The organism is Streptomyces sp. NPDC050617, from assembly GCF_040654795.1.
Lineage (GTDB): Bacteria > Actinomycetota > Actinomycetes > Streptomycetales > Streptomycetaceae > Streptomyces.
Genome location: NZ_JBFAIS010000013.1, coordinates 178,469 through 200,577 on the forward strand (window position 1 = coordinate 178,469; position 22,109 = coordinate 200,577).

Below are 22,109 nucleotides of genomic sequence, written 5' to 3' on the forward strand. Positions count from 1 at the left end.
CGCATTCGAAGCCAACCGCAGTCCCAAGAGAGCGTGGGTAGGTAGAAGTGACTGATGTGCGGATCGACCGACGTGCCGTCTCGGCCGCGCAGCTGGGCGTCTGGGTGGCCCAGGAGCTCGCCCCCGGCAGCCCGCTCTACAACTGCGGCGTCTCCTTCGACATCAGCGGCCCCCTCGACCGCGCGGCGCTGCGGCTCGCCGTGCACCGGGCGCTCACCGAGACGGAGGCGCTGCGCGCCCGCTTCACCGCGGACGGCGACGACCTCTGGCAGACCATCGCCCCCACCCCCGACGAGCCGCTGCGCACCGTGACCGTGAGCGGCGCCGCCGACCCGGCCGCCGCCGCGGCGGCGTGGATCGACGCCGACATGGCCACCGGCGTCGACCTGCGCTCCGGCGACCCGCTCCACGCCCACGTCCTCCTCGAACTCGCCCCGGACCACCACCACTTCTACGTCCGCTTCCACCACATCGCCCTCGACGGCTACGGCCAGACCCTCTACCTCGACCGGATCCGCGAGCTGTACACCGAGCTGGCCGCCGGCCGCGAACCCGCACCGACCCCCTTCCACCCGCTCGCCGACCTGCTCGACGAGGAAGCCGCCTACCGCGGCTCCGCGCGCCACGCCCGCGACCGGGACCACTGGCTCGCCGCCTTCGCCGACCGCCCCGACTCCGCGAACCTCGCCGGCCGCACCGCGCCCGCCTCGCCCACCGCCCTGCGGCGCACCGTGACCCTGCCCGCGGACCGCCTCGCCGCCGTGCTCGCCGCGGTCCCCGCGCTCTCCGGCCGCTGGCCGCTGCTCGTCATCGCCGCCACGGCCGCCTACACCCACCGCATGACCGGCGCGGACGACGTCGTCCTGGGCCTGCCGACGACGGCCCGGATGACCAGGGCGTCCCTGGCCACCCCCGCCATGCTGGCCAACGAACTGCCGCTGCGGCTGTCCGTACGGCCCTCGACGCCCTTCACCGAACTGATCGCCCAGGCCGCCCGCGAGGTGGCGGTGGTCGGCAAGCACCAGCGCTACCGCAGCGAGGACCTCCAGCGCGAACTCGGCCGCGCCGGCGGCTTCACCGGGCCCTCGGTCAACGCCATCACCTTCTCCAGGAAGACCCGCTTCGGCGACCTCCCGACGGCCGCCCACTGGCTCTCGACGGGCGCCGTCAAGGACCTCTCCATCGTCGTCTCCGGGGACGCGACGGGCAGCGACGGCCTGCAAATCGAGTTTCAGGCCAACCCGGCGCTCTACACCGCCGAGCAGATGACCGCGCACCAGGACCGCTTCCTCGCCCTCCTCGACCGCCTCGCCGACGCGCCCCGCCAGCCCATCGGGCAGCTCACGACGATCACCGAGGACGAGCGCCGCCAGGTGCTCGCGGCCGGGACGGGAACGCCCCGCCGAACCCGGCCCGCCACGGTCCCCCAGCTCTTCGAGGACCAGGTCCGCCGCGCCCCCGACGCCACCGCCCTGGTCTTCGGCGACGAGACGCTCACCTACCGCGAGCTCAACGCGCGCGCCAACCGCCTCGCCCGCGGCCTCGCCGCCCAGGGCATCGGACCGGAGTCCCTGGTCGCCGTCGCCCTGCCCCGCTCGGCCGACCTCGCCACGGCCCTCCTCGGCGTCCTCAAGTCCGGCGCGGCCTACCTGCCCGTCGACGTGACGCACCCCGCCGACCGGATCGCCCACATGCTGACCGACGCCCGCCCCGCGCGGGTGCTCACCTCGCGCGCCGCCGCGGACGCCGTGCCCGCCACGGCCGGCACGGCCCGCACCGTCCTCGACGCGGACGACGTGCGACGGGCGCTGGCCGCGTACGACGCCGGGGACCTCACCCCGGCCGAACGCACCGGGCCTCTCACCCCGCACCACCCCGCGTACGTCATCTACACCTCGGGCTCCACCGGGCTCCCCAAGGGCGTCGTCGGACTCCACGAAGGCGTCGCCAACCGCCTCGCGTGGTTCGGCGAGACCTTCCCCTACCGCGCCGACGAGCCCGTACTCGCCAAGACCTCCATCAGCTTCATCGACGGCACCACCGAGCTGCTCGGCGCACTCGTCCACGGCGCGCCCGTCATCATGACGGGCCCTCAGGAAGCCCGTAACGCCGCCGAGATGGCGGAACTCGGCGCGCGGCACGGCATCGGACGCATCACCGTCGTACCGAGCCTGCTCGCCGGGCTCCTGGAGAGCGGCGGCGCGCGGCAGCTCACCGAGTGCTCCCTGTGGATCAGCAGCGGCGAGGCGCTGCCCGCCGCCTATGCCCGGCAGTTCGCCGAGGCCCTGCCGCACGCCCGGCTGCTGAACCTCTACGGAGCCTCGGAGATCACCGGCGACAGCCTGTTCGCGGTGTCCGACGGCGAGGCCGCCCCGATCGGACGGCCCATCAGCGACACCCGCGTCCGCGTCCTGGACACCGCCCTCCACCCGGTGCCGCCGGGCGCGGCCGGCGAGCTCTACATCGCCGGCACGGGCCTGGCCCGCGGCTACCTCGACCGCCCCGGCCTCACGGCGGAGCGGTTCGTCGCCGACCCGTACGGACCGGCCGGCGCCCGCATGTACCGCACGGGCGACCTGGCGCGGTGGAACGCGGACGGCGAGCTGGAATACGCCGGCCGCACCGACTTCCAGGTCAAGATCCGCGGCTTCCGCATCGAACCCGGCGAGGTCGAGGCCGTCCTCGGCGCCCACCCCTCGGTCGCCCGGACGGCGGCGGTCGTCCGCGAGGACCGGCCCGGCGACAAGCGCCTCGTGGCCTACGCCGTACCCGCGCCCGGCCACCGCCCCGACCCCGGAGCGCTGCGCGAGCACGCCTTCGCCGCCCTGCCCGACTACATGGTGCCGACCGCGATCGTCACGCTGGACGAGCTGCCCCTGACGCCCAACGGGAAGCTCGACCGCGACGCCCTGCCCGCTCCCGACTACAGCGCCGGCTCCTCCGGCCGGGCCCCGCGCGACGCCCGCGAGACGCTCCTGACCGACCTGTACGCGGACGTCCTCGGCGTCGCCCGCACCACCATCGACGACAGCTTCTTCGACCTCGGCGGCGACAGCATCCTCGCGCTGCGCCTCGTCGGCCGGGCCCGCCGGGCGGGCCTGGAGTTCTCCGTCCGCGAGGTCTTCGAGCACCGCACCGCGGCCGCCCTCGGCGAGCACTGCCGCACAGCCGCTCCGGCCGCCTCCGCGAACGGGACGGCCGACGTGGAACTGACGCCGCTGCCCGCCGACGAGCTCGCCGAGCTGACGGCCGCCGAGCCGGGCGCGGTGGACGTGCTGCCGCTGACGCCGCTCCAGTCGGGCCTGCTCTTCCACGGCCTCTACGACGAGCAGGGCCCCGACATCTACACCCTCCAGGTCCGCTTCGACCTCGAAGGCCCCGTCGACGCCCCCGCCCTGCGGGCCGCGGGCCAGGCGCTGCTGGAACGCCACCCGAATCTGCGCGCCGGATTCCGGCACGCGGGGCTGAGCCGCCCGGTGCAGGTGATCCCCGCCGAGGTAGCGCTGCCCTGGCGGGAACTGGACCTGTCCGGCCTGGGGGAGACGGAGCGCGAGGCGGAGACCGAACTCTTCCTCGCCCGCGACCGGGAGGAGCGCTTCGACCTGGCCCGGCCGCCGCTGCTGCGCTTCACCCTGCTCACCCTCGGCGACGACCGCCGCCAACTGGTCTTCACCCACCACCACCTGCTGCTCGACGGCTGGTCGCTGCCCGTGCTCGCCCGCGAACTGTTCGCGCTCTACGGCGGCGGCCACGAGCTGCCCGCCGTACGCCCGTATAGCGATCACCTCAAGTGGCTCGCCGCACAGGACCGTTCGGCGGCGGAGGCGGCTTGGGAGGAAGCGTTCGCCGGCTTCGAGGAGCCGACCCGCGTCGCGCCCGTCGGCGAGTACGCACAGGCGGAGCCGGAGCGGGTGGAGTTCGCGCTGGCCCCGGAACGCACGGCCGCGCTCGCTGCGCGGGCCCGTGCGTACGGGCTGACGCTGAACACCGTCGTGCAGGGCGCGTGGGCGCTGGTGCTGGGCGGTCTGACGGGGCGTGAGGACGTGGTGTTCGGCGTCACGGTCTCCGGCCGGCCGCCGGAGCTGGCGGGCGTCGAGGACATGGTGGGCCTGTTCATCAACACCCTTCCGCTGCGCGCCCGTCCGCACCCCGCCGAACCCCTGGCCGTGTTCCTCGCCCGCCTCCAGGACGAGCAGGCCCGCCTCCTGGACCACCAGCACCTGAGCCTGACGGACATCGCGCGCCGCACTGGCTTCGGCGAACTCTTCGACACCCTCCTCGTGTTCGAGAACTTCCCGCTCGACGCGGACGGACTCGGCGCGTCGGCCGCCGACGCCGGTCTGCGGCTGCGCGGCGCCACCGCGCGCGACGCCGTGCACTACCCTCTCGGCCTCGTCGCCCTGCCCGGCGAGTCCCTCTCCTTCCGGCTGCACTACCAGCCCGCCCTGTTCGAGCGCGGATCGGTCGAGCGGATCGGCGAGCGGTTCGTGCGGCTGCTGGAGGCGGTGACGGACGCCCCGGAGACGGCGGTCAGCCAGGTGGATGTGCTCGGTGCGGACGAGGGGCGGCGAGTGCTGGAGGAGTGGAACGACACGGCGGCCGAGGTGCCACGGGCCACGCTTCCGGAGCTGTTCGAGCGTCAGGCGGCCCGTACACCCGACGCCACGGCCGTCGTTTCCGGTGAAGTCACCCTGTCCTACGCCGAATTGAATGAGCGGGCCAACCGGCTCGCGCACCAGCTGATCGCCCAGGGTGCGGGCCCCGAGGGCTTCGTGGGGATCTCCCTGCCGCGCTCGGAACTCACCCTCGTCGCCGTGCTCGCGGTGCTGAAGTCCGGCGCCGCCTACGTACCCGTGGACCCGGGCTACCCGGCCGACCGCATCGCCCACCTGCTCACCGACGCCGCGCCCGCCCTCCTGATCACGGTCGACAGCGTGCTGCCGCGACTGCCGGAGGGCGACGGCGGCCCTGAGCGCCTGGTGCTCGACGCCCCGGAGACCGCCGCGGCCGTCGCGGACCGCCCGGCCGCCGACCCGACGGACGCGGACCGCGGCGGCACGCTGTCCCCGCTCCACCCCGCGTACGCGATCTACACCTCCGGCTCCACCGGCCTCCCCAAGGGCGTCGTGGTGCCGCACGAGAACGTCGCGGATCTCGCGGCCTGGGCGGGCGCGGAGTTCGGGGCCGAGGAGCTGGCCCGCGTCGTGGCATCCACGTCCCTCAACTTCGACGTCTCCGTCTTCGAGATGTTCGGGCCGCTGCTGTCCGGCGGTTCGATCGAGGTCGTACGGGACCTGCTCGCCCTCGCCGACGGCTCCTGCTCCGGCGAACGGGCCGGGATCGTGAGCGGCGTGCCCTCCGCCCTCGCCCACATCGTGGCGGGCGGCGAGCTGCGCGCGGGCGCGCGCAGTGTGGTGCTGGCGGGGGAGGCGCTGTCCGCGCAGGCCGCGAACGACATCGTGCGGGCGGTGGGGGCCGAGCGGCTGGCGAATATCTACGGGCCGACCGAGGCCACGGTGTACGCGGCGGCCTGGTATTCCCGGACGGGCGCGCAGACGACCCCGCCGATCGGGCGGCCGATCCGCAACACCCGGCTGTACGTGCTGGACGCGGGGCTGCGCCCGGTCGCGCCGGGCATCTCCGGCGAGCTGTACATCGCGGGCGAGGGGCTGGCGCGCGGTTACCACGGGCGTCCGGGGCTGTCGGCGGAGCGGTTCGTGGCCGACCCGTACGGCCGGGCCGGGGCCCGCATGTACCGGACCGGTGACCTGGTGCGATGGAGTCCGGACGGCGAGCTGGAGTACATCGGGCGCACCGACTTCCAGGTGAAGATCCGCGGCTTCCGCATCGAACTCGGCGAGATCGAGTCCGTCCTCGGCGCCCACGCGTCGGTGGCCCGGACCGCGGTGGTCGTCCGTGAGGACCGGCCCGGCGACAAGCGGCTCGTGGCGTACGTCGTGCCCGCCGACGGGGCCGCAGCGGACGCGGGCGCGCTCCGCCGCCACGTGGGCGAGGCGCTGCCCGACTACATGGTGCCGTCCGCCGTCGTCACCCTCGACGCGCTGCCCCTCACCCCGAACGGCAAGCTCGACCGCAAGGCGCTGCCCGCTCCCGAATACGGCGCGGAGACCGCCGGCCGCGAGCCCCGCACCCCGCGCGAGGAACTGCTGGCCGCGCTCTACGCCGAGGTGCTGGGCGTGCCGGCGGTCGGCATCGACGACAGCTTCTTCGACCTCGGCGGCGACAGCATCCTGTCCCTCCAGCTCGTGAGCCGGGCCCGCCGGGCCGGGCTGGAGTTCTCCGTCCGCGACGTCTTCGAGCACCGGACCGTGGCGGCTCTCGACGCCCACTCCCGTACCGCGCCGTCCACCGCCTGGGACGGGGCGGCCGATGTGGAGCTGACGGCGCTGCCCGCCGACGAGCTCGCCGAGCTGATGGCCGCGGAGCCGGGCGCGGTGGACGTGCTGCCGCTGTCGCCGCTCCAGTCGGGCCTGCTCTTCCACGGCCTCTTCGACGAGCGCGGCGACGACGTCTACACCGTCCAGACCGTCCTGGACTTCGACGGCGCACTCGACGTCCCGGCCTTCCGGGCCGCGGGGCAGGCGCTGCTGGCGCGGCACGCGAACCTGCGCGCCGGGTTCCGGCACGAGGGGCTGAGCCGCCCGGTGCAGGTGATCCCCGCCAAGGCTAAGACCGCGGTGCCGTGGCGCGAGCTGGACCTGTCCGGACTGGAGGAGACGGAGCGGGAGGCCGCGACCGAGCGGTTCCTGGCCGAGGAGCGGCAGCGCCGCTTCGACCTCGCCCGCCCGCCGCTGCTGCGCTTCACCCTGCTCGCCCTCGGCGACGGCCGCCACCGGCTGGTGCTGACCTGCCATCACCTCCTGCTGGACGGCTGGTCGTCGCCGATCGTCCTGCGCGAACTGTTCGCGCTCTACGCCGGCGGCCACGAGCTGCCCGCCGTACGCCCGTACACCGACCACCTCAAGTGGCTTGCCGCACAGGACCGTTCGGGCGCCGAGGCGGCGTGGCGCGAAGCGCTGGAAGGCTTCGAGGAGCCCACCCGCATCGCACCCGCCGACGCGGAGCACGCCGTGTCCGACCCGCAGAAGGTGGAGTGCACGCTCTCGCGGGAACGGACGGCCGCGCTCGCGGCGCGGGCCCGTACGTACGGGCTGACGCTGAACACCGTCGTGCAGGGCGCGTGGGCGCTGGTGCTGGGCGGTCTGACGGGGCGTGAGGACGTGGTGTTCGGCGTCACGGTCTCCGGCCGGCCGCCGGAGCTGGCGGGCGTCGAGGACATGGTGGGACTGTTCATCAACACCCTTCCGCTGCGCGCCCGACTGCGCCCCGCCGAACCCCTGGCGAGCCTGTTCGCCCGCATCCAGGACGATCAGACGGCGATGCTGGACCACCAGCACCTCGGCCTCGCCGACATCCAGCGGGCGACCGGCATCGGCGAACTCTTCGACACCTCGCTGGTCTTCGAGAACTACCCGCTCGACGACGGCGAGTTCACCGACCTGATCGAGGCGTCCGGACTGCGGCTCCACGGAGCCGCGGCGCGCGACGCCGTGCACTACCCCCTCGGCCTCAAGGCGACCCCCGGCGAACAGCTGCGCTTCGTCTGGGACTTCCAGCCCGACCTGCTCGACCGGGCGAGGGTCGAATCGATCGCCGAGCGCTTCACGCGGGTGCTGGAGGCGGTCGTCGCCGACCCGGAGCGCCCGGTGGGCCGCGTAGACGTCCTCGACGACGCCGAGCGGCGCCGCGTGGTCACCGAGTGGAACGACACGGACGTGGAGTACCCGGCCGACAAAGCCGTGCATGTCCTCTTCGAGGAGCGGGCGGCCACGACGCCCGACGCGGTGGCCGTGGTCTCGGGGGAGCGGTCCCTCACCTACGCGGAGCTGAACGCGTGGGCCAACCGGCTCGCGCACCGGCTCATCGGCCTGGGCGTGCGCCAGGAGAGCCGGGTGGCGGTGCTTCAGGAGCGGTCGACGGCGGTGGTCGTCTCCAGCCTCGCCGTGCTGAAGGCGGGCGGCGTGTACGTACCGCTCGACCCGAACCAGCCCGCGAGCCGCTCCGAATTCATCCTCGGCAGCACGGACGCGGTGGCGCTCCTCACCGACCGGGACCCTGACGAGGTCGGGTTCGCGGTCGACGCCCCCGTCGTCCGCTTCGACGACGGCGAGGACTTCGCGGGCGAGCCGGACACGAACCCCGAGGTCCGCACGGACGCCGAGCAGCTCGTCTACGTGATGTTCACGTCCGGTTCCACGGGCGTGCCGAAGGGCGTGGCCAATACGCACCGCAATGTGGTGCATCTGGCGGCCGACCGGTATTGGACGCGCGGCAACCATGAGCGGGTGCTGATGCACTCGCCGTACGCCTTCGACGCCTCGACGTTCGAGATCTGGACGCCGCTGCTGACCGGCGGCCGCGTGGTCGTCGCCCCGGCGGGCCGCCTCAGCGGCACGGAGCTGGCCGCCGTGATCACCGAGCAGTCCGTCACCGGCATGTTCGTGAGCGCCGGGCTGTTCCGGGTGCTGGCGGAGGAGCGCCCGGAGTGCTTCGCCGGGGTCCGCGAGATCTGGGCGGGCGGCGACATCGCCTCGCCGACGGCGATGCGGCGAGTGCTGGACGCCTGCCCGGGGATCACCGTCGCCAACGAGTACGGGCCGACGGAGACCACCGTCTTCTCCAGCGTCAACCCGATGCGCGCCGCCGACGAGGTCCCCGAGGCCGTCGTGCCGATCGGCCGCCCGCTGTGGAACACACAGGTGTACGTCCTCGACACGGGCCTGCGCCCCGTCGCGCCCGGCGTCGCGGGCGAGCTGTACATCGCGGGCGACGGCCTGGCGCGCGGCTATCTGGGCCGGGCCGAGCTGACGGCGCAGCGGTTCGTCGCCGATCCCTTCAAGGGCGACGGCGGCCGGATGTACCGCACCGGCGACGTCGTGCGGTGGCTGGAGGACGGGCGGCTGGAGTTCGTCGGCCGCGTCGACGACCAGGTCAAGCTGCGCGGCTTCCGCATCGAACCCGGCGAGGTGGAGGGCGTCCTCGCCGGCCGCCCCGAGGTGGCGCAGGCCGCCGTGATCCTCCGCGAGGACCGGCCCGGCGCGAAGCGGCTCGTCGCCTACGTCGTCGCGGCCTCCGGAGCCGGCATCGACGCCGAAGCGCTGCGGGCCCACGCCGCCGACGCGCTGCCCGAGTACATGGTGCCGTCGGCGGTCGTCCCGCTCGACGCCCTGCCCCTCACCCTCAACGGCAAGCTGGACCGCAGGGCGCTGCCCGCCCCCGAATACGGTGCGGAGACCTCCGGCCGCGCCCCGCGCACCCCGCGCGAGGAGCTGCTGTGCGGGCTGTTCGCCGAGGTCCTGGGAATCGGGCGGGTCGGCGTCGACGACAGTTTCTTCGAGCTGGGCGGCGACAGCATCATGTCCATCCAGCTGGTCAGCCGGGCCCGCCGGGCCGGGCTGGAGCTGTCGGCGCGCGACGTCTTCGACCACAAGACGGTCGCGGCGCTCGCCACGGCGGTGAGCGACGCCCAGGAGACGGTGGCGGAGGAGGCGGGCGCCGGGGTCGGCCCCGTACCGCTGACGCCGATCATGCGCCGCTTCGCGGAGAGCGGCGGGCCCGTCGAGCGGTTCAACCAGTCGCTGGCGCTGCGCGTGCCCGCCGCAATGGCGGAGCGCGACCTCGTGACCGCCGTCCAGACCCTGCTGGACCAGCACGACGCGCTGCGCATGCGGGTGGCCCCCGGAGCCGCGGCCGGGGACGGGTCCGGCTGGTCGGCGGAGGTCGCCGCGCCCGGTTCCGTACGGGCCGGGGCGTGCGTACGGCGCGTGGATGCGGCACACCTCGACGAGGCGGCCCGCGACGTCCAGTACGCGGCCGAGGCCGACGCGGCGCGCGACCGGCTGTCGCCCGCCGACGGCGTCATGGTGCAGGCGGTGTGGTTCGACCGGGGCCCGGACGAGCCGGGACGGCTGCTGGTGATGGTGCATCACTTCGCGGTGGACGGCGTGTCCTGGCGGCTGCTGGTGCCCGCCCTCGCCGACGCCTGGCGGGATGCCGCCGCCGGCCGCGACGCGCAGCCGGAGCCCGTGGCGACGTCCTTCCGCGGCTGGGCCCGGCGCCTGGCCGAGGAAGCCCGACAGGCCACGCGGACGGCCGAGTTGGAGCGGTGGCGGCGCACGCTCGACGCCCCCGACCCCGTCATCGGCTCCGGCCCCCTGGACCCCGCGCTGGACACGTACGGGTCGGCCGGTTCCGTGACGCTGCGGCTGCCCGCCGAGGTCACGGACGCGCTCCTGACGACCGTGCCGGGAACCTTCCGGGCCGGCGTCAACGACGTCCTGCTCTCCGCGTTCGCGCTCGCCGTCGCCGACTGGCGCGGCGACGGCCGGACCCCGCACGTCCTGGTGGACCTGGAGAGCCACGGCCGCGAGGAGGAAGCGGTCGGCGGCGTGGACGTGTCGGAGACCGTCGGCTGGTTCACCAGCCTCTACCCGGTGCGGCTGGACATCTCCGGACTCGACCGGGCGCAGGCCCGGGACGGCGGGCCCGCCGCCGGGGCCCTGCTCAAGCGCGTCAAGGAGGAGCTGCGGTCCGTGCCCGACAACGGCCTCGGCTTCGGGCTGCTGCGGTACCTGAACCCGGACACCGCCGGTGAGCTGGCGGACCTCGGCGCGCCGCAGATCGGCTTCAACTACCTCGGGCGCATCGCGGCGGACAGCGCCGCCGACCCCGCCGCGGACTCCGCCGACTGGTCCGTGCTGGCCGGGTCGGCGGGCAGCGGCGGCACGGACGACGCGCTGCTGCTCACCCACACCGTCGAGCTGAACGCGCTCACCGAGGACGGCGCGCGCGGCCCCGAGCTGGTCGCGACCTGGACCTTCGCCGAGCGGCTGCTCGACGAGCGGAGCGTGCGGGAGCTGGCCGAGGGCTGGTTCCGGGCGCTGCGCGCCCTCGCCGCGCACGCCGAGCGCCCCGACGCGGGCGGCCTCACCCCCTCCGACGTGCCGCTCGCCGCCCTCACCCAGCCGGAACTCGACGGCGTGCTCGCCGCGTACCCGGACGCCGCCGACGTGCTGCCGCTCTCCCCGCTCCAGTCCGGCCTGCTCTTCCACGGCCTCTTCGACGAGCAGGGGAGGGACGTCTACACCGTCCAGACGGCCATCGACTTCGACGGCGCGCTGGACGCGTCCGCGATGCGCGCCGCCGGTCAGGCGCTGCTCGACCGGCACGCGAACCTGCGCGCCGGGTTCCGGCACGAGGGGCTCGCCCACCCGGTACAGGTGATCCCCGCTGGTGTCGAACTGCCCTGGCACGAAATGGACTTGACCGGGATGGGCGAGGCGCAGCGGACCGCCGAGGCCGCACGGCTGCTCGCGGCGGACCGCGCGCTCCGCTTCGACCTGGCCCGGCCCCCGCTGCTCCGCTTCACCCTGCTGAAGCTCGGGCCCCGGCACCACCGGCTCGTGCTCAGCAACCACCACCTGCTGCTCGACGGCTGGTCGCTCCCCGTGCTCGTCCGCGAGCTGTTCCAGCTCTACACGGGCGCCGGCGCGCTGCCGCCCGTACGCCCCTACCGCGACTACCTCGGCTGGGTCGCCGACCAGGACCGGACCGCCGCCGAAGCGGCCTGGCGCGCGGCGCTGGCGGGCTTCGAGGAGCCAACCCGGCTGGCCCCGGCCGACCGCACCGGACGGCCCCCGGCCGCCCCCGAGCACCTGCGGTTCGCCCTGTCCGAGCAGGCCACGGCCGAACTCGCGGAGCGCGCCCGCACGCACGGGCTGACGCTGAACACCGTCGTCCAGGGCGCCTGGGCGCTGGTCCTGGCGAGCCTGACCGGCCAGGACGAAGTGGCGTTCGGCTTCGTCGTCTCCGGCCGGCCGCCGGAGCTGACGGGCGTCGAGGACATGGTGGGCCTGTTCATCAACACCCTCCCCCTGCGCGCCCGGCTGCGCCCCGCCGAACCCCTCGCGGACCTCCTCGCCCGCGTCCAGGACGAGCAGGCGCGGCTGCTGGAACACCAGCACCTCGGCCTGACGGCCATTCAGCGGCAGGCCGCGACGGGCGAACTCTTCGACACCTCTGTGGTGTTCGAGAACTACCCCCTCGACCGGAACGCGCTGGACGACCTCGCGGGCCGCGGCGGGCTGCGCGTCGCGGACGCCGCGATCAGCGACTCCACGCACTACACCCTGGCCCTCGTCGCCATGCCCGGCGACGCCCTCGGCTTCCGGCTCGACTACCAGGGCGACGTGCTCGACGCGGCGGCCGTACGGGCCGTCGCCGACCGCTTCACCCGCGTCCTGGACGCCATGCGGACCGACCCGGCCCGCCCCGTGGGCCGCATCGCCCTGCTCACCGACGCCGAGCACCGGGCGCTGCTGACCGACGGGAACGACACCCGCCGCGACGTGCCCGCCGCGACGCTGCCCGCCCTCTTCGAGGCGCAGGCCGCCCGCACCCCCGACGCGCCCGCCACGGCGTCCGAGGCCGGCGAGCTGACCTACGCCGAGCTCAACGCGCGCGCCAACCGGCTGGCCCGGCTGCTCATCGACCGGGGCGTCGGCCCGGAGCGCTCCGTGGCCGTCTCGCTGCCCCGCTCCGCCGACCTCGTCGTCTCCCTCCTCGCCGTCGTCAAGGCCGGCGGCGCGTACCTGCCCGTCGACCCCGACTACCCGGCCGACCGCATCGCCTACATGCTGGACGACGCCGCGCCCGCGCTGATCCTCACGGACACCGCGCGCGCCGGACGGTTCGCGGGCGCCGACGTGCCGCTGCTGCTCGTCGACCACACCGACACCAGCGGCTACGACGCCGCCGACCCCGCCGACGTCGACCGCGCCGCCCCGCTGAAGCGGACCCACTCCGCCTACACCATCTACACCTCGGGCTCCACGGGCCGCCCCAAGGGCGTCGTGGTGACGCACACCGGCCTGGCGAGCCTGGCCGCCGGGCAGACCGAGGGGTTCGCCGTGCGGCCCGGAAGCCGCGTCCTGCTGTTCGCCTCGCCCAGCTTCGACGCCGCCGTATCCGAACTCTGCGTCGCCCTGCTCTCCGGCTCCTGCGTCGTCCTCGCGGACGCGGACCGGCTACTGCCGGGACCGTCGCTGACCGCGCTCCTCACCGAACAGCGGATCACCCACGCCACGCTCCCGCCGTCCGCCCTCGCCCAACTCGCCGACGACGCCCTGCCCGCCGGGATGACGCTGACCGTGGCGGGCGAGGCGTGCCCGCCGCACCTCGTGGAACGCTTCTCGCACGGCCGCCGCATGATCAACGCGTACGGCCCCACCGAATCCACCGTCTGCGCGAGCATGAGCGACCCGCTGGCCGGAGCCGTCGTGCCGCCGATGGGCCGCCCCATCGTCAACACCCGCCTGTACGTGCTCGATTCGGCCCTCCGCCCCGCGGCCCCCGGCGCCCCCGGCGAGCTGTACATCGCGGGCGACGGACTGGCCCGCGGCTACCACCGCCGCCCCGGTCTGACGGCGGAGCGGTTCGTCGCCGACCCGTACGGACCGGCCGGCGCCCGCATGTACCGCACCGGCGACCTGGCCGTACGCCGCCCCGACGGCCGCCTCGAATTCGCCGGCCGCGCCGACGACCAGGTGAAGGTCCGCGGCTTCCGCGTCGAGACCGGCGAGGTCGAGGCGGCGCTCGCCGCTTACCCGGCCGTGGCACGCGCCGCTGTGACCGTCCGCGAGGACCGCCCCGGCGACAAGCGCCTGGTGGCCTACGCCGTACCGGTCGCTGGCGCCGCCCCCGAACCCGGCTCGCTGCGGGCGCGCGTCGCCGAGGCGCTGCCCGACTACATGGTGCCGTCCGCGATCGTCGTCCTCGACGCCCTGCCGCTCACCCCGAACGGCAAACTGGACCGCAAGGCGCTGCCCGCCCCCGAGTACGGCGGCACGTCGGCGGGCCGCGCGCCGCGCTCCCCGCAGGAGGAGATCCTGTGCGGGATCTTCGCCGACGTCCTCGGCGTCCCCAAGGCCACCATCGACGACAGTTTCTTCGACCTCGGCGGCCACTCGCTTCTCGCCACCCAGCTCGTCAGCCGGGTGCGCGCCGCGCTCGACGTCGAGCTGTCCATCCGTCAGCTCTTCGAGGAGCCCACCGTCGCCGGACTCGCGACGGCCATCGGGGCGGCGGGCGCCGCGCGCGCAGCGCTCGCGCCGAGGGACCGCGGCGAACGGGTGCCCGCCTCCTTCGCGCAGCAACGCCTCTGGTTCCTCGGCCAGTTCGAAGGTCCCAACGCCACCTACAACCTGCCCGCCGCCCTCCGCCTGACGGGCCGTCTGGACCGCGCCGCGCTGCGGCGCGCGCTCGACGACGTCGTGGAGCGGCACGAGAGCCTGCGCACCGTGTTCGCCGAGGACGCCGAAGGCCCGTACCAGCGAGTCCTCGACGCCGCCGCGAGCCGCCCCGAGCTGACGGTCGCGACCGTCACCGAGGAGGACCTGACCGACGAGCTGCGCCGCGCCGCCCGGCACGGCTTCGACCTCACCGCCGAAATCCCCGTGCGGGCCACGCTGTTCGAGCTGGGCGCCGACGAGCACGTACTGCTGCTGCTCGTCCACCACATCGCGGGCGACGGCTGGTCGATGGGGCGCCTGGCCGCCGACTTCTCCACCGCCTACGGCGCACGCCGCACCGGAACGGCCCCCGACTGGGCGCCGCTGCCCGTGCAGTACGCCGACTACACCCTGTGGCAGCGCGAGGCCCTCGGCGACGAGAACGACCCCCACAGCCCGGCCGCCGAACAACTCGCCTACTGGAAGGAGACGTTGGCGGGGCTCCCCGAGGAACTGGAGCTGCCTGCCGACCGGCCGCGCCCCGCGGCCTCCGCCAACCAGGGCGGCCACCTCGCCTTCGAGATCCCCGCCGAACTGCACGCCGCCCTCGCCGACCTCGCCAAGGAGCGCCGCGCCAGCCTCTTCATGCTCGTCCAGGCGGCCCTCGCCACGCTGTACGCACGGCTGGGCGCCGGGACCGACATCCCCCTCGGCACGCCCGTCGCCGGCCGCACGGACGACGCGCTGGCAGACCTCGTCGGGTTCTTCGTCAACACGCTGGTGCTGCGCACCGACGTCTCCGGCGACCCGACGTTCGCCGAGCTGATCGACCGGGTGCGGGAGACGGACCTGGCCGCGTACGCGCACCAGGACGTGCCGTTCGAGCGGCTGGTCGAGGTGGTCAACCCGGCCCGCTCGCTGTCCCGGCACCCCCTCTTCCAGACCTCGCTGACCTTCGACACCGACCGGCGCGAGGCGCTGGACGCGATCGGCGCCCTGCCGGGGCTCACCGCCGTGCCGCAGCCGGTGGACATCCGCGTCGCCAAGTTCGACCTCGACTTCAACGTCGCCGAACTGCACGGGACCGAGGGCGAGCCCGCGGGCCTCGGCGGCGTCGTGGAGTACAGCACCGAACTGTTCGACCGCGACAGCGTCCAGCGCCTCGTCGACCGGCTCGTCCTCGTCCTCACCGCGATGACCGAGGCCCCCGACCGGCACGTCATGACCGTCGACGTCCTGGACCCCGCCGAGCGGCGCCGCGTGGTGACCGAGTGGAACGACACGGATGTGGAGTTCCCGGCGGACACGGCCGTCCATGTCCTCTTCGAGGAGCGGGCGGTGGCGGCACCCGACGCGGTGGCCGTGGCCTCGGGGGCGGAAACCCTCACGTACGGGGAGCTGAACGCGCGGGCCAACCGCCTCGCGCACCGCCTGATCGGCCTGGGCGTACGCGCCGAGAGCCGGGTCGCGGTGCTCCAGGAGCGCTCCGCCGACGTGGTCGTCTCCAGCCTCGCCGTGCTGAAGGCGGGCGGCGTGTACGTACCGCTCGACCCGAACCAGCCCGCGAGCCGCTCCGAATTCATCCTCCGCGACACCGGAGCGGCGGCCCTGCTCACCGACCGGAACCCCGAGGAGATCGAATTCGCCGTCCACACCCCGATCGTCCGCGTCGGCGAGGGTCTCGCCGACGAGCCGGACACCAACCCCGGCGTCGCGACCCACGCCCAGCAGCTCGTCTACGCCATGTACACCTCCGGTTCCACGGGCGTGCCGAAGGGCGTGGCCAATACGCACCGCAATGTGGTGCATCTGGCGGCCGACCGGTACTGGACGCGCGGCAACCATGAGCGGGTGCTGATGCACTCGCCGTACGCCTTCGACGCCTCGACGTTCGAGATCTGGACGCCGCTGCTGACTGGCGGTCGGGTCGTCGTCGCCCCGGCGGGCCGCCTCGGCGCCGCCGACCTCGCCACCGTGATCGCGGAACAGGAAGTGACGGGCCTCTTCGTCAGCGCCGGCCTGTTCCGGGTGCTGGCCGAGGAACGCCCCGAATGCTTCGCGGGCGTCCGCGAGATCTGGGCCGGCGGTGACGTCGTGTCACCGACCGCCGTCCGACGCGTCCTTGACGCCTGCCCGGGGATCACCGTCGCCAACGAGTACGGGCCGACGGAGACCACCGTCTTCTCCAGCGTCAACCCGCTGCGCGCCGCCGACGACGTGCCGGAGGCCGTCGTGCCCATCGGCCGGCCCCTGTGGAACACCCAGGTCTACGTCCTGGACGGCACGCTGCGCCCGGTGCCCGTCGGCGTCAGCGGCGAGCTGTACATCGCCGGCGCCGGTCTGGCGCGCGGCTATCTGGGCCGGGCGGAGCTGACGGCGCAGCGGTTCGTCGCCGATCCCTTCAAGGGCGACGGCGGCCGGATGTACCGCACCGGTGACGTCGTGCGGTGGCTGGAGGACGGGCGGCTGGAGTTCGTCGGGCGCGTCGACGACCAGGTCAAGCTGCGCGGCTTCCGCATCGAGCTCGGCGAGGTGGAGGGCGTTCTCGCGGGCCGCCCCGAGGTGGCGCAGGCCGCCGTGATCCTCCGCGAGGACCGCCCCGGCGACAAGCGGCTCGTCGCCTACGCCGTAGCCGTCGCCGGGGCGGCCCTCGACCGCGACGCCCTGCGGGCGCACATCGCCAAGGCGCTGCCCGAGTACATGGTGCCGTCCGCGATCGTCGCCCTCGACGCCCTGCCCCTCACCCTCAACGGCAAGCTCGACCGCAAGGCGCTGCCCGCCCCCGAATACGGCATGGAGGCCACCGGCCGCCCGCCGCGCTCCCCGCAGGAGGAGATCCTGTGCGCCGTCTTCGCCGAGGTCCTCGGCGTCGCCCACGTCACCATCGACGACAGCTTCTTCGACCTCGGCGGCCACTCGCTCCTCGCCACCCGCCTCGTCAGCCGGGTCCGCGCCGCCCTCGGCGCGGAACTCGCCATCCGCCAGCTCTTCGAGACGCCCACCGTCGCCACACTGGCCGGGGCGCTGGCGCAGGCCGGCGGGGCACGCACGGGCGTCGCCGCCCGCCCGCGCCCGGAGCGGATACCGCTCTCCTTCGCCCAGCAGCGCCTCTGGTTCCTCAGCCACCTCGACGGCCCCAGCGCCACCTACAACCTGCCCATCGCGATGCGCCTGTCCGGCGCCCTGGACCACGAGGCCCTGCGCCACGCCCTCGCCGACGTCGTCGCGCGCCACGAGAGCCTGCGCACCCTCTTCGCCGAGGACGCCGACGGCGGATACCAGGTCGTGCTCGACGCGGCCGACCCGCGCGCCCGCCCGGCCGTCGAGACCGTCGACGTGAGCGCCGACACCCCCGCCGCCCGCCGCGAACGGCTCGACGCCGCGTCCCGGCGCGGCTTCGACCTGGCCGCCGCCGTCCCCGTGCGCGCCGTCCTCTTCGAAGAGGCCGCCGACGAGCACGTACTGCTCGTCCTGGTGCACCACATCGCGGCCGACGGCTGGTCGCTGCCCGTGCTCGTACAGCACCTGATGACCGCGTACGAGGCGCGCTGCGCCGGCGGGGCCCCCGACTGGGCGCCGCTGCCCGCGCAGTACGCCGACTACGCCCTGTGGCAGCGGGACATGCTCGGCGGTGAGGACGACCCCGACAGCGAGATATCCCGGCAACTCGCCTACTGGAACCGGCAGTTGGCGGACCTCCCCGAGGAACTGGAGCTGCCGCGGGACCGGCGGCGCCCCGCCGCCGCCACCCACCGCGGCGCCCGGATCTCCTTCGACGTCCCCGCCGAGGTGCACACCGGCCTCGCCGGCCTGGCCAAGGAGAGCCGCGGCAGCCTGTTCATGGTCGTCCAGGCGGCGCTGGCGACGCTGCTGGCGAAGCTCAGCGGCTCGACGGACATCCCGATCGGCATGCCCATCGCCGGCCGCACCGACAGCGCGGTGGAGGAACTCGTCGGGTTCTTCGTCAACACGCTGGTGCTGCGCACCGACGTGTCCGGCGACCCGACGTTCGCCGAGCTGACCGAGCGCGTACGGGAAGCGGACCTGGCCGCGTACGCGCACCAGGACGTGCCCTTCGAACGGCTCGTGGACGTGCTGAGCCCCACCCGGTCCATGGCCCGCCACCCGCTGTTCCAGACCGCGCTGGCCTTCGAGACCGACCATCGGGGCGCGCACGACGTGATCGGTCGCCTCCCCGGCCTCGGCGTGACCCCGGCCGCGGTGGACACCGGCGCCGCCAAGTTCGACCTCGCGTTCTCCTTCACCGAGCGGCACACCGACGCCGGGGCCCCCGCCGGACTCACCGGCCACCTCGAATACAGCACCGACCTCTACGACGAGGACACCGCCGTCACCCTGGGCGACCGGCTCGTCAGGCTGCTGTCCGCCGTCGTCGCCGACCCCCGGCAGCCCCTCGGCGCACTGGAGATCCTGGACGCCGCCGAACGCCGGAACGTCCTCACCGACTGGAACGACACCGCCCGCGACCTGCCGCGGCTCACCCTCGGCGCGCTCGTCGAGACCCAGGCGGCCCGCACCCCCGACGCCCCCGCGGTGATCGCCGGGGAGACGGTCCTGTCCTACGCGGACCTCAACACGCAGGCCAACCGGCTGGCCCGGCTGCTCATCGGGCACGGCGTCGGCCCGGAGACGACCGTCGCCCTCGCCCTGCCGCGCTCCGCCGACCTCGTCGTCTCGCTCCTCGCGGTAGCCAAGGCGGGCGGCGCGTACCTGCCGGTCGACCCCGGCTACCCGGACGACCGCATCGCCTACATGCTCGACGACGCCCGCCCCGTACTCCTCATCAGCACCACGGAGACCGCCGCACGGCTCCCCGCCACCGCCACCCCCCGGCTGCACCTCGACGAGGCCGCCGCCATCCGGGCCCTGGACGGCGTGGACGGCCGCGCCGACGGCGACGTGCACGACGGCGAGCGCACCACACCCCTGACGGCCAGTCACCCCGCCTACGTCATCTACACCTCCGGCTCCACGGGCCGCCCCAAGGGCGTCGTCGTCACCCATGCCGGACTCACGAGCCTCGGCGCGACCCAGGTGGAACGGCTCGCCATCGACGCCGACAGCCGCGTCCTGCAACTGTCGTCACCGAGCTTCGACGCCGCCGTCATGGAACTGCTCATGGCCTTCCCGGCCGGAGCCGCGCTCGTCGTACCGCCCGCCGGCCCCCTCGCCGGCGAGGAACTGGCCGACATCCTGGCCGACCGGCGGATCACCCACGCGCTGATCCCGCCGACCGTCCTCGGCAGCGTGCCCGAACGCGAACTGCCGCACTTCCGCACCCTCGTCGTCGGCGCCGAGGCGTGCCCGGCGGAGCTCGTCGCCCGCTGGTCGCCCGGCCGCAGGATGGTCAACGCCTACGGCCCGACCGAGGCGACCGTCGCCGCCACCATCAGCGCCCCCGTCACCGGCCCCGCCCTGCCGCCCATCGGCGGCCCCGTCGACAACACCCGGGTGTACGTGCTCGACGCCGGGCTGCGGCCCGTCGCGCCCGGCGTCGCGGGCGAGCTGTACATCGCGGGCGGCGGCCTCGCCCGCGGCTACCTCGGCCGCCCCGGACTGACCGCGGAGCGGTTCGTCGCCGACCCGTACGGACCGGCCGGCGCCCGCATGTACCGCACCGGCGACCTCGCCCGATGGCGCGAGGGCGGCGTACTCGACTACGCCGGCCGCGCCGACGACCAGGTCAAGGTCCGCGGCTTCCGCATCGAACTCGGCGAGGTCGAAGCGGCCCTGTCGGCGCACGCCCGCGTGAACCGCGCCACCGTCCTGGTCCGCGAGGACCGGCCGGGGGAGAAGCGGCTCGTGGCCTACCTCGTACCCGACGGAGCCGAGGCCCCCACCACCGGTGAGCTGCGGGAATTCCTGTCCGCCACGCTGCCCGACTACATGGTGCCCGCCGCCTTCGTGACCCTCGACGCCCTGCCGCTCACCCCCAACGGCAAGCTCGACCGCAAGGCCCTCCCCGAACCCGAATACCGCGCCGAACTCACCGGCCGCGCCCCGCGCACGCCGCGCGAGGAGCTGCTGTGCGGGCTGTTCGCCGAGGTCCTGGGAATCGGGCGGGTCGGCGTCGACGACAGTTTCTTCGAGCTGGGCGGCGACAGCATCATGTCCATCCAGCTGGTCAGCCGGGCCCGCCGGGCCGGGCTGGAGCTGTCGGCGCGCGACGTCTTCGACCACAAGACGGTCGCGGGCCTCGCCGGAGCCGTCGCGGCCGCCCGCGGCGCGGTCGCCGAAGCGCCGGGCGCCGGAGTCGGCCCCGTACCGCTGACGCCGGTCATGCACTGGCTCGCCGAACGCGGCGGACCCCTCGACCGGTTCAACCAGTCCACGGTCCTCCAGGCCCCGGCCGGGATGGCCCGGCGCGACCTGGTGACCGCCGTGCAGACCGTGCTCGACCACCACGACGCGCTGCGCCTGAGGGTCGCCGCCGGGCCCGCCGCGGCCGACTGGACGGCGGAGGTCGCCGCGCCCGGCTCCGTACGGGCCGAGGAGTGCGTGCTCCGCGTCGACCAGCACGGGCTGGACGACGCGGCCCGCGCCGCCCAGTACGCGGCCGAGGCCGAGGCGGCGCGCGACCGGCTGTCCCCCGCCGACGGCGCGATGCTGCGGGTGGTGTGGTTCGACCGGGGCCCGGACGAGCCGGGACGACTGCTGGTGATGGTGCATCACTTCGCGGTGGACGGCGTGTCCTGGCGGGTGCTGGTGCCCGCCCTCGCCGACGCCTGGCGGGATGCCGCCGCGGGCCGCGACGCCCGGCCCGAGCCGGTGGCGACGTCCTTCCGCGGCTGGGTCCGACGACTGGCCGAAGAGTCCGAAAAGCCGTCCAGAACAGTCGAGTTGGAGCTGTGGCGACGGACGCTCGGGGCCCCCGACCCCGTGATCGGCGCCGGGCCGCTCGACTCGGAGCTGGACACGTACGGCTCGGCGGGAACGGTGACGCTGCGGCTGCCCGCCGACGTCACGGACGCGCTGCTGACCACCGTGCCGAGCACCTTCCGGGCCGGCGTCAACGACGTCCTGCTGTCCGCGTTCGCGCTCGCCGTCGCCGACTGGCGCGGCGACGACGGCTCCCCGGACGTCCTGGTGGACCTCGAAGGCCACGGCCGCGAGGAGGACGCCGTCGGCGGCGTCGACGTATCCGCCACCGTGGGGTGGTTCACGAGCGTGTACCCCGTGCGGTTGGATGTGTCGGGGCTGGACCGCGCACAGGCGTGGGCCGCCGGACCGGCCGCGGGCGCGCTGCTCAAGCGCGTCAAGGAAGGACTGCGGACCGTCCCGGACAACGGCATCGGCTACGGCCTGCTGCGCTACCTCAACCCGGACACCGCCGCCGCACTGGCGGGCCTCGGCGCGCCCCAGCTCGGCTTCAACTACCTCGGCCGGTTCGCCACGGCCGCGGCTACAGCCAAGGCCACCGCCGCAGACGCCGACGACCGGCCCGCCGACTGGGCCCTCACCCCGGAAGCCGACGGCAACGCCCCGGGCACCGACGACAAGATGCCGCTCCCGCACGTCCTGGGCCTCAACGCCCTCACCGAGGACGGCGCGCGCGGCCCGGAGCTGGTCGCGTCCTGGACCTTCGCCGAGCGACTGCTGGACGAGAAGCGCGTACGGGAACTGGCCGAGGGCTGGTTCCGGGCGCTGACTGCGCTGGCCGAACACGCCGAACACCCCGACGCGGGCGGGCTCACCCCCTCCGACGTGGGCCTCGGCTCGATCACGCAGCACGAGATCGATGAATTCGAAGACGACCTGGTAGCCGAGTGGGAGATCTGA

Annotated in this window: 1 protein-coding gene; it reads left to right on the forward strand. The window is 74.6% G+C overall.

What is annotated here, in order from left to right:
• The first annotated feature begins 56 nt into the window (after window positions 1-56).
• Entirely contained in the window at window positions 57-22,109 is a 22,053-nt protein-coding gene (locus tag AB0I49_RS19380; RefSeq protein WP_363228207.1) for a non-ribosomal peptide synthase/polyketide synthase, read from the forward strand.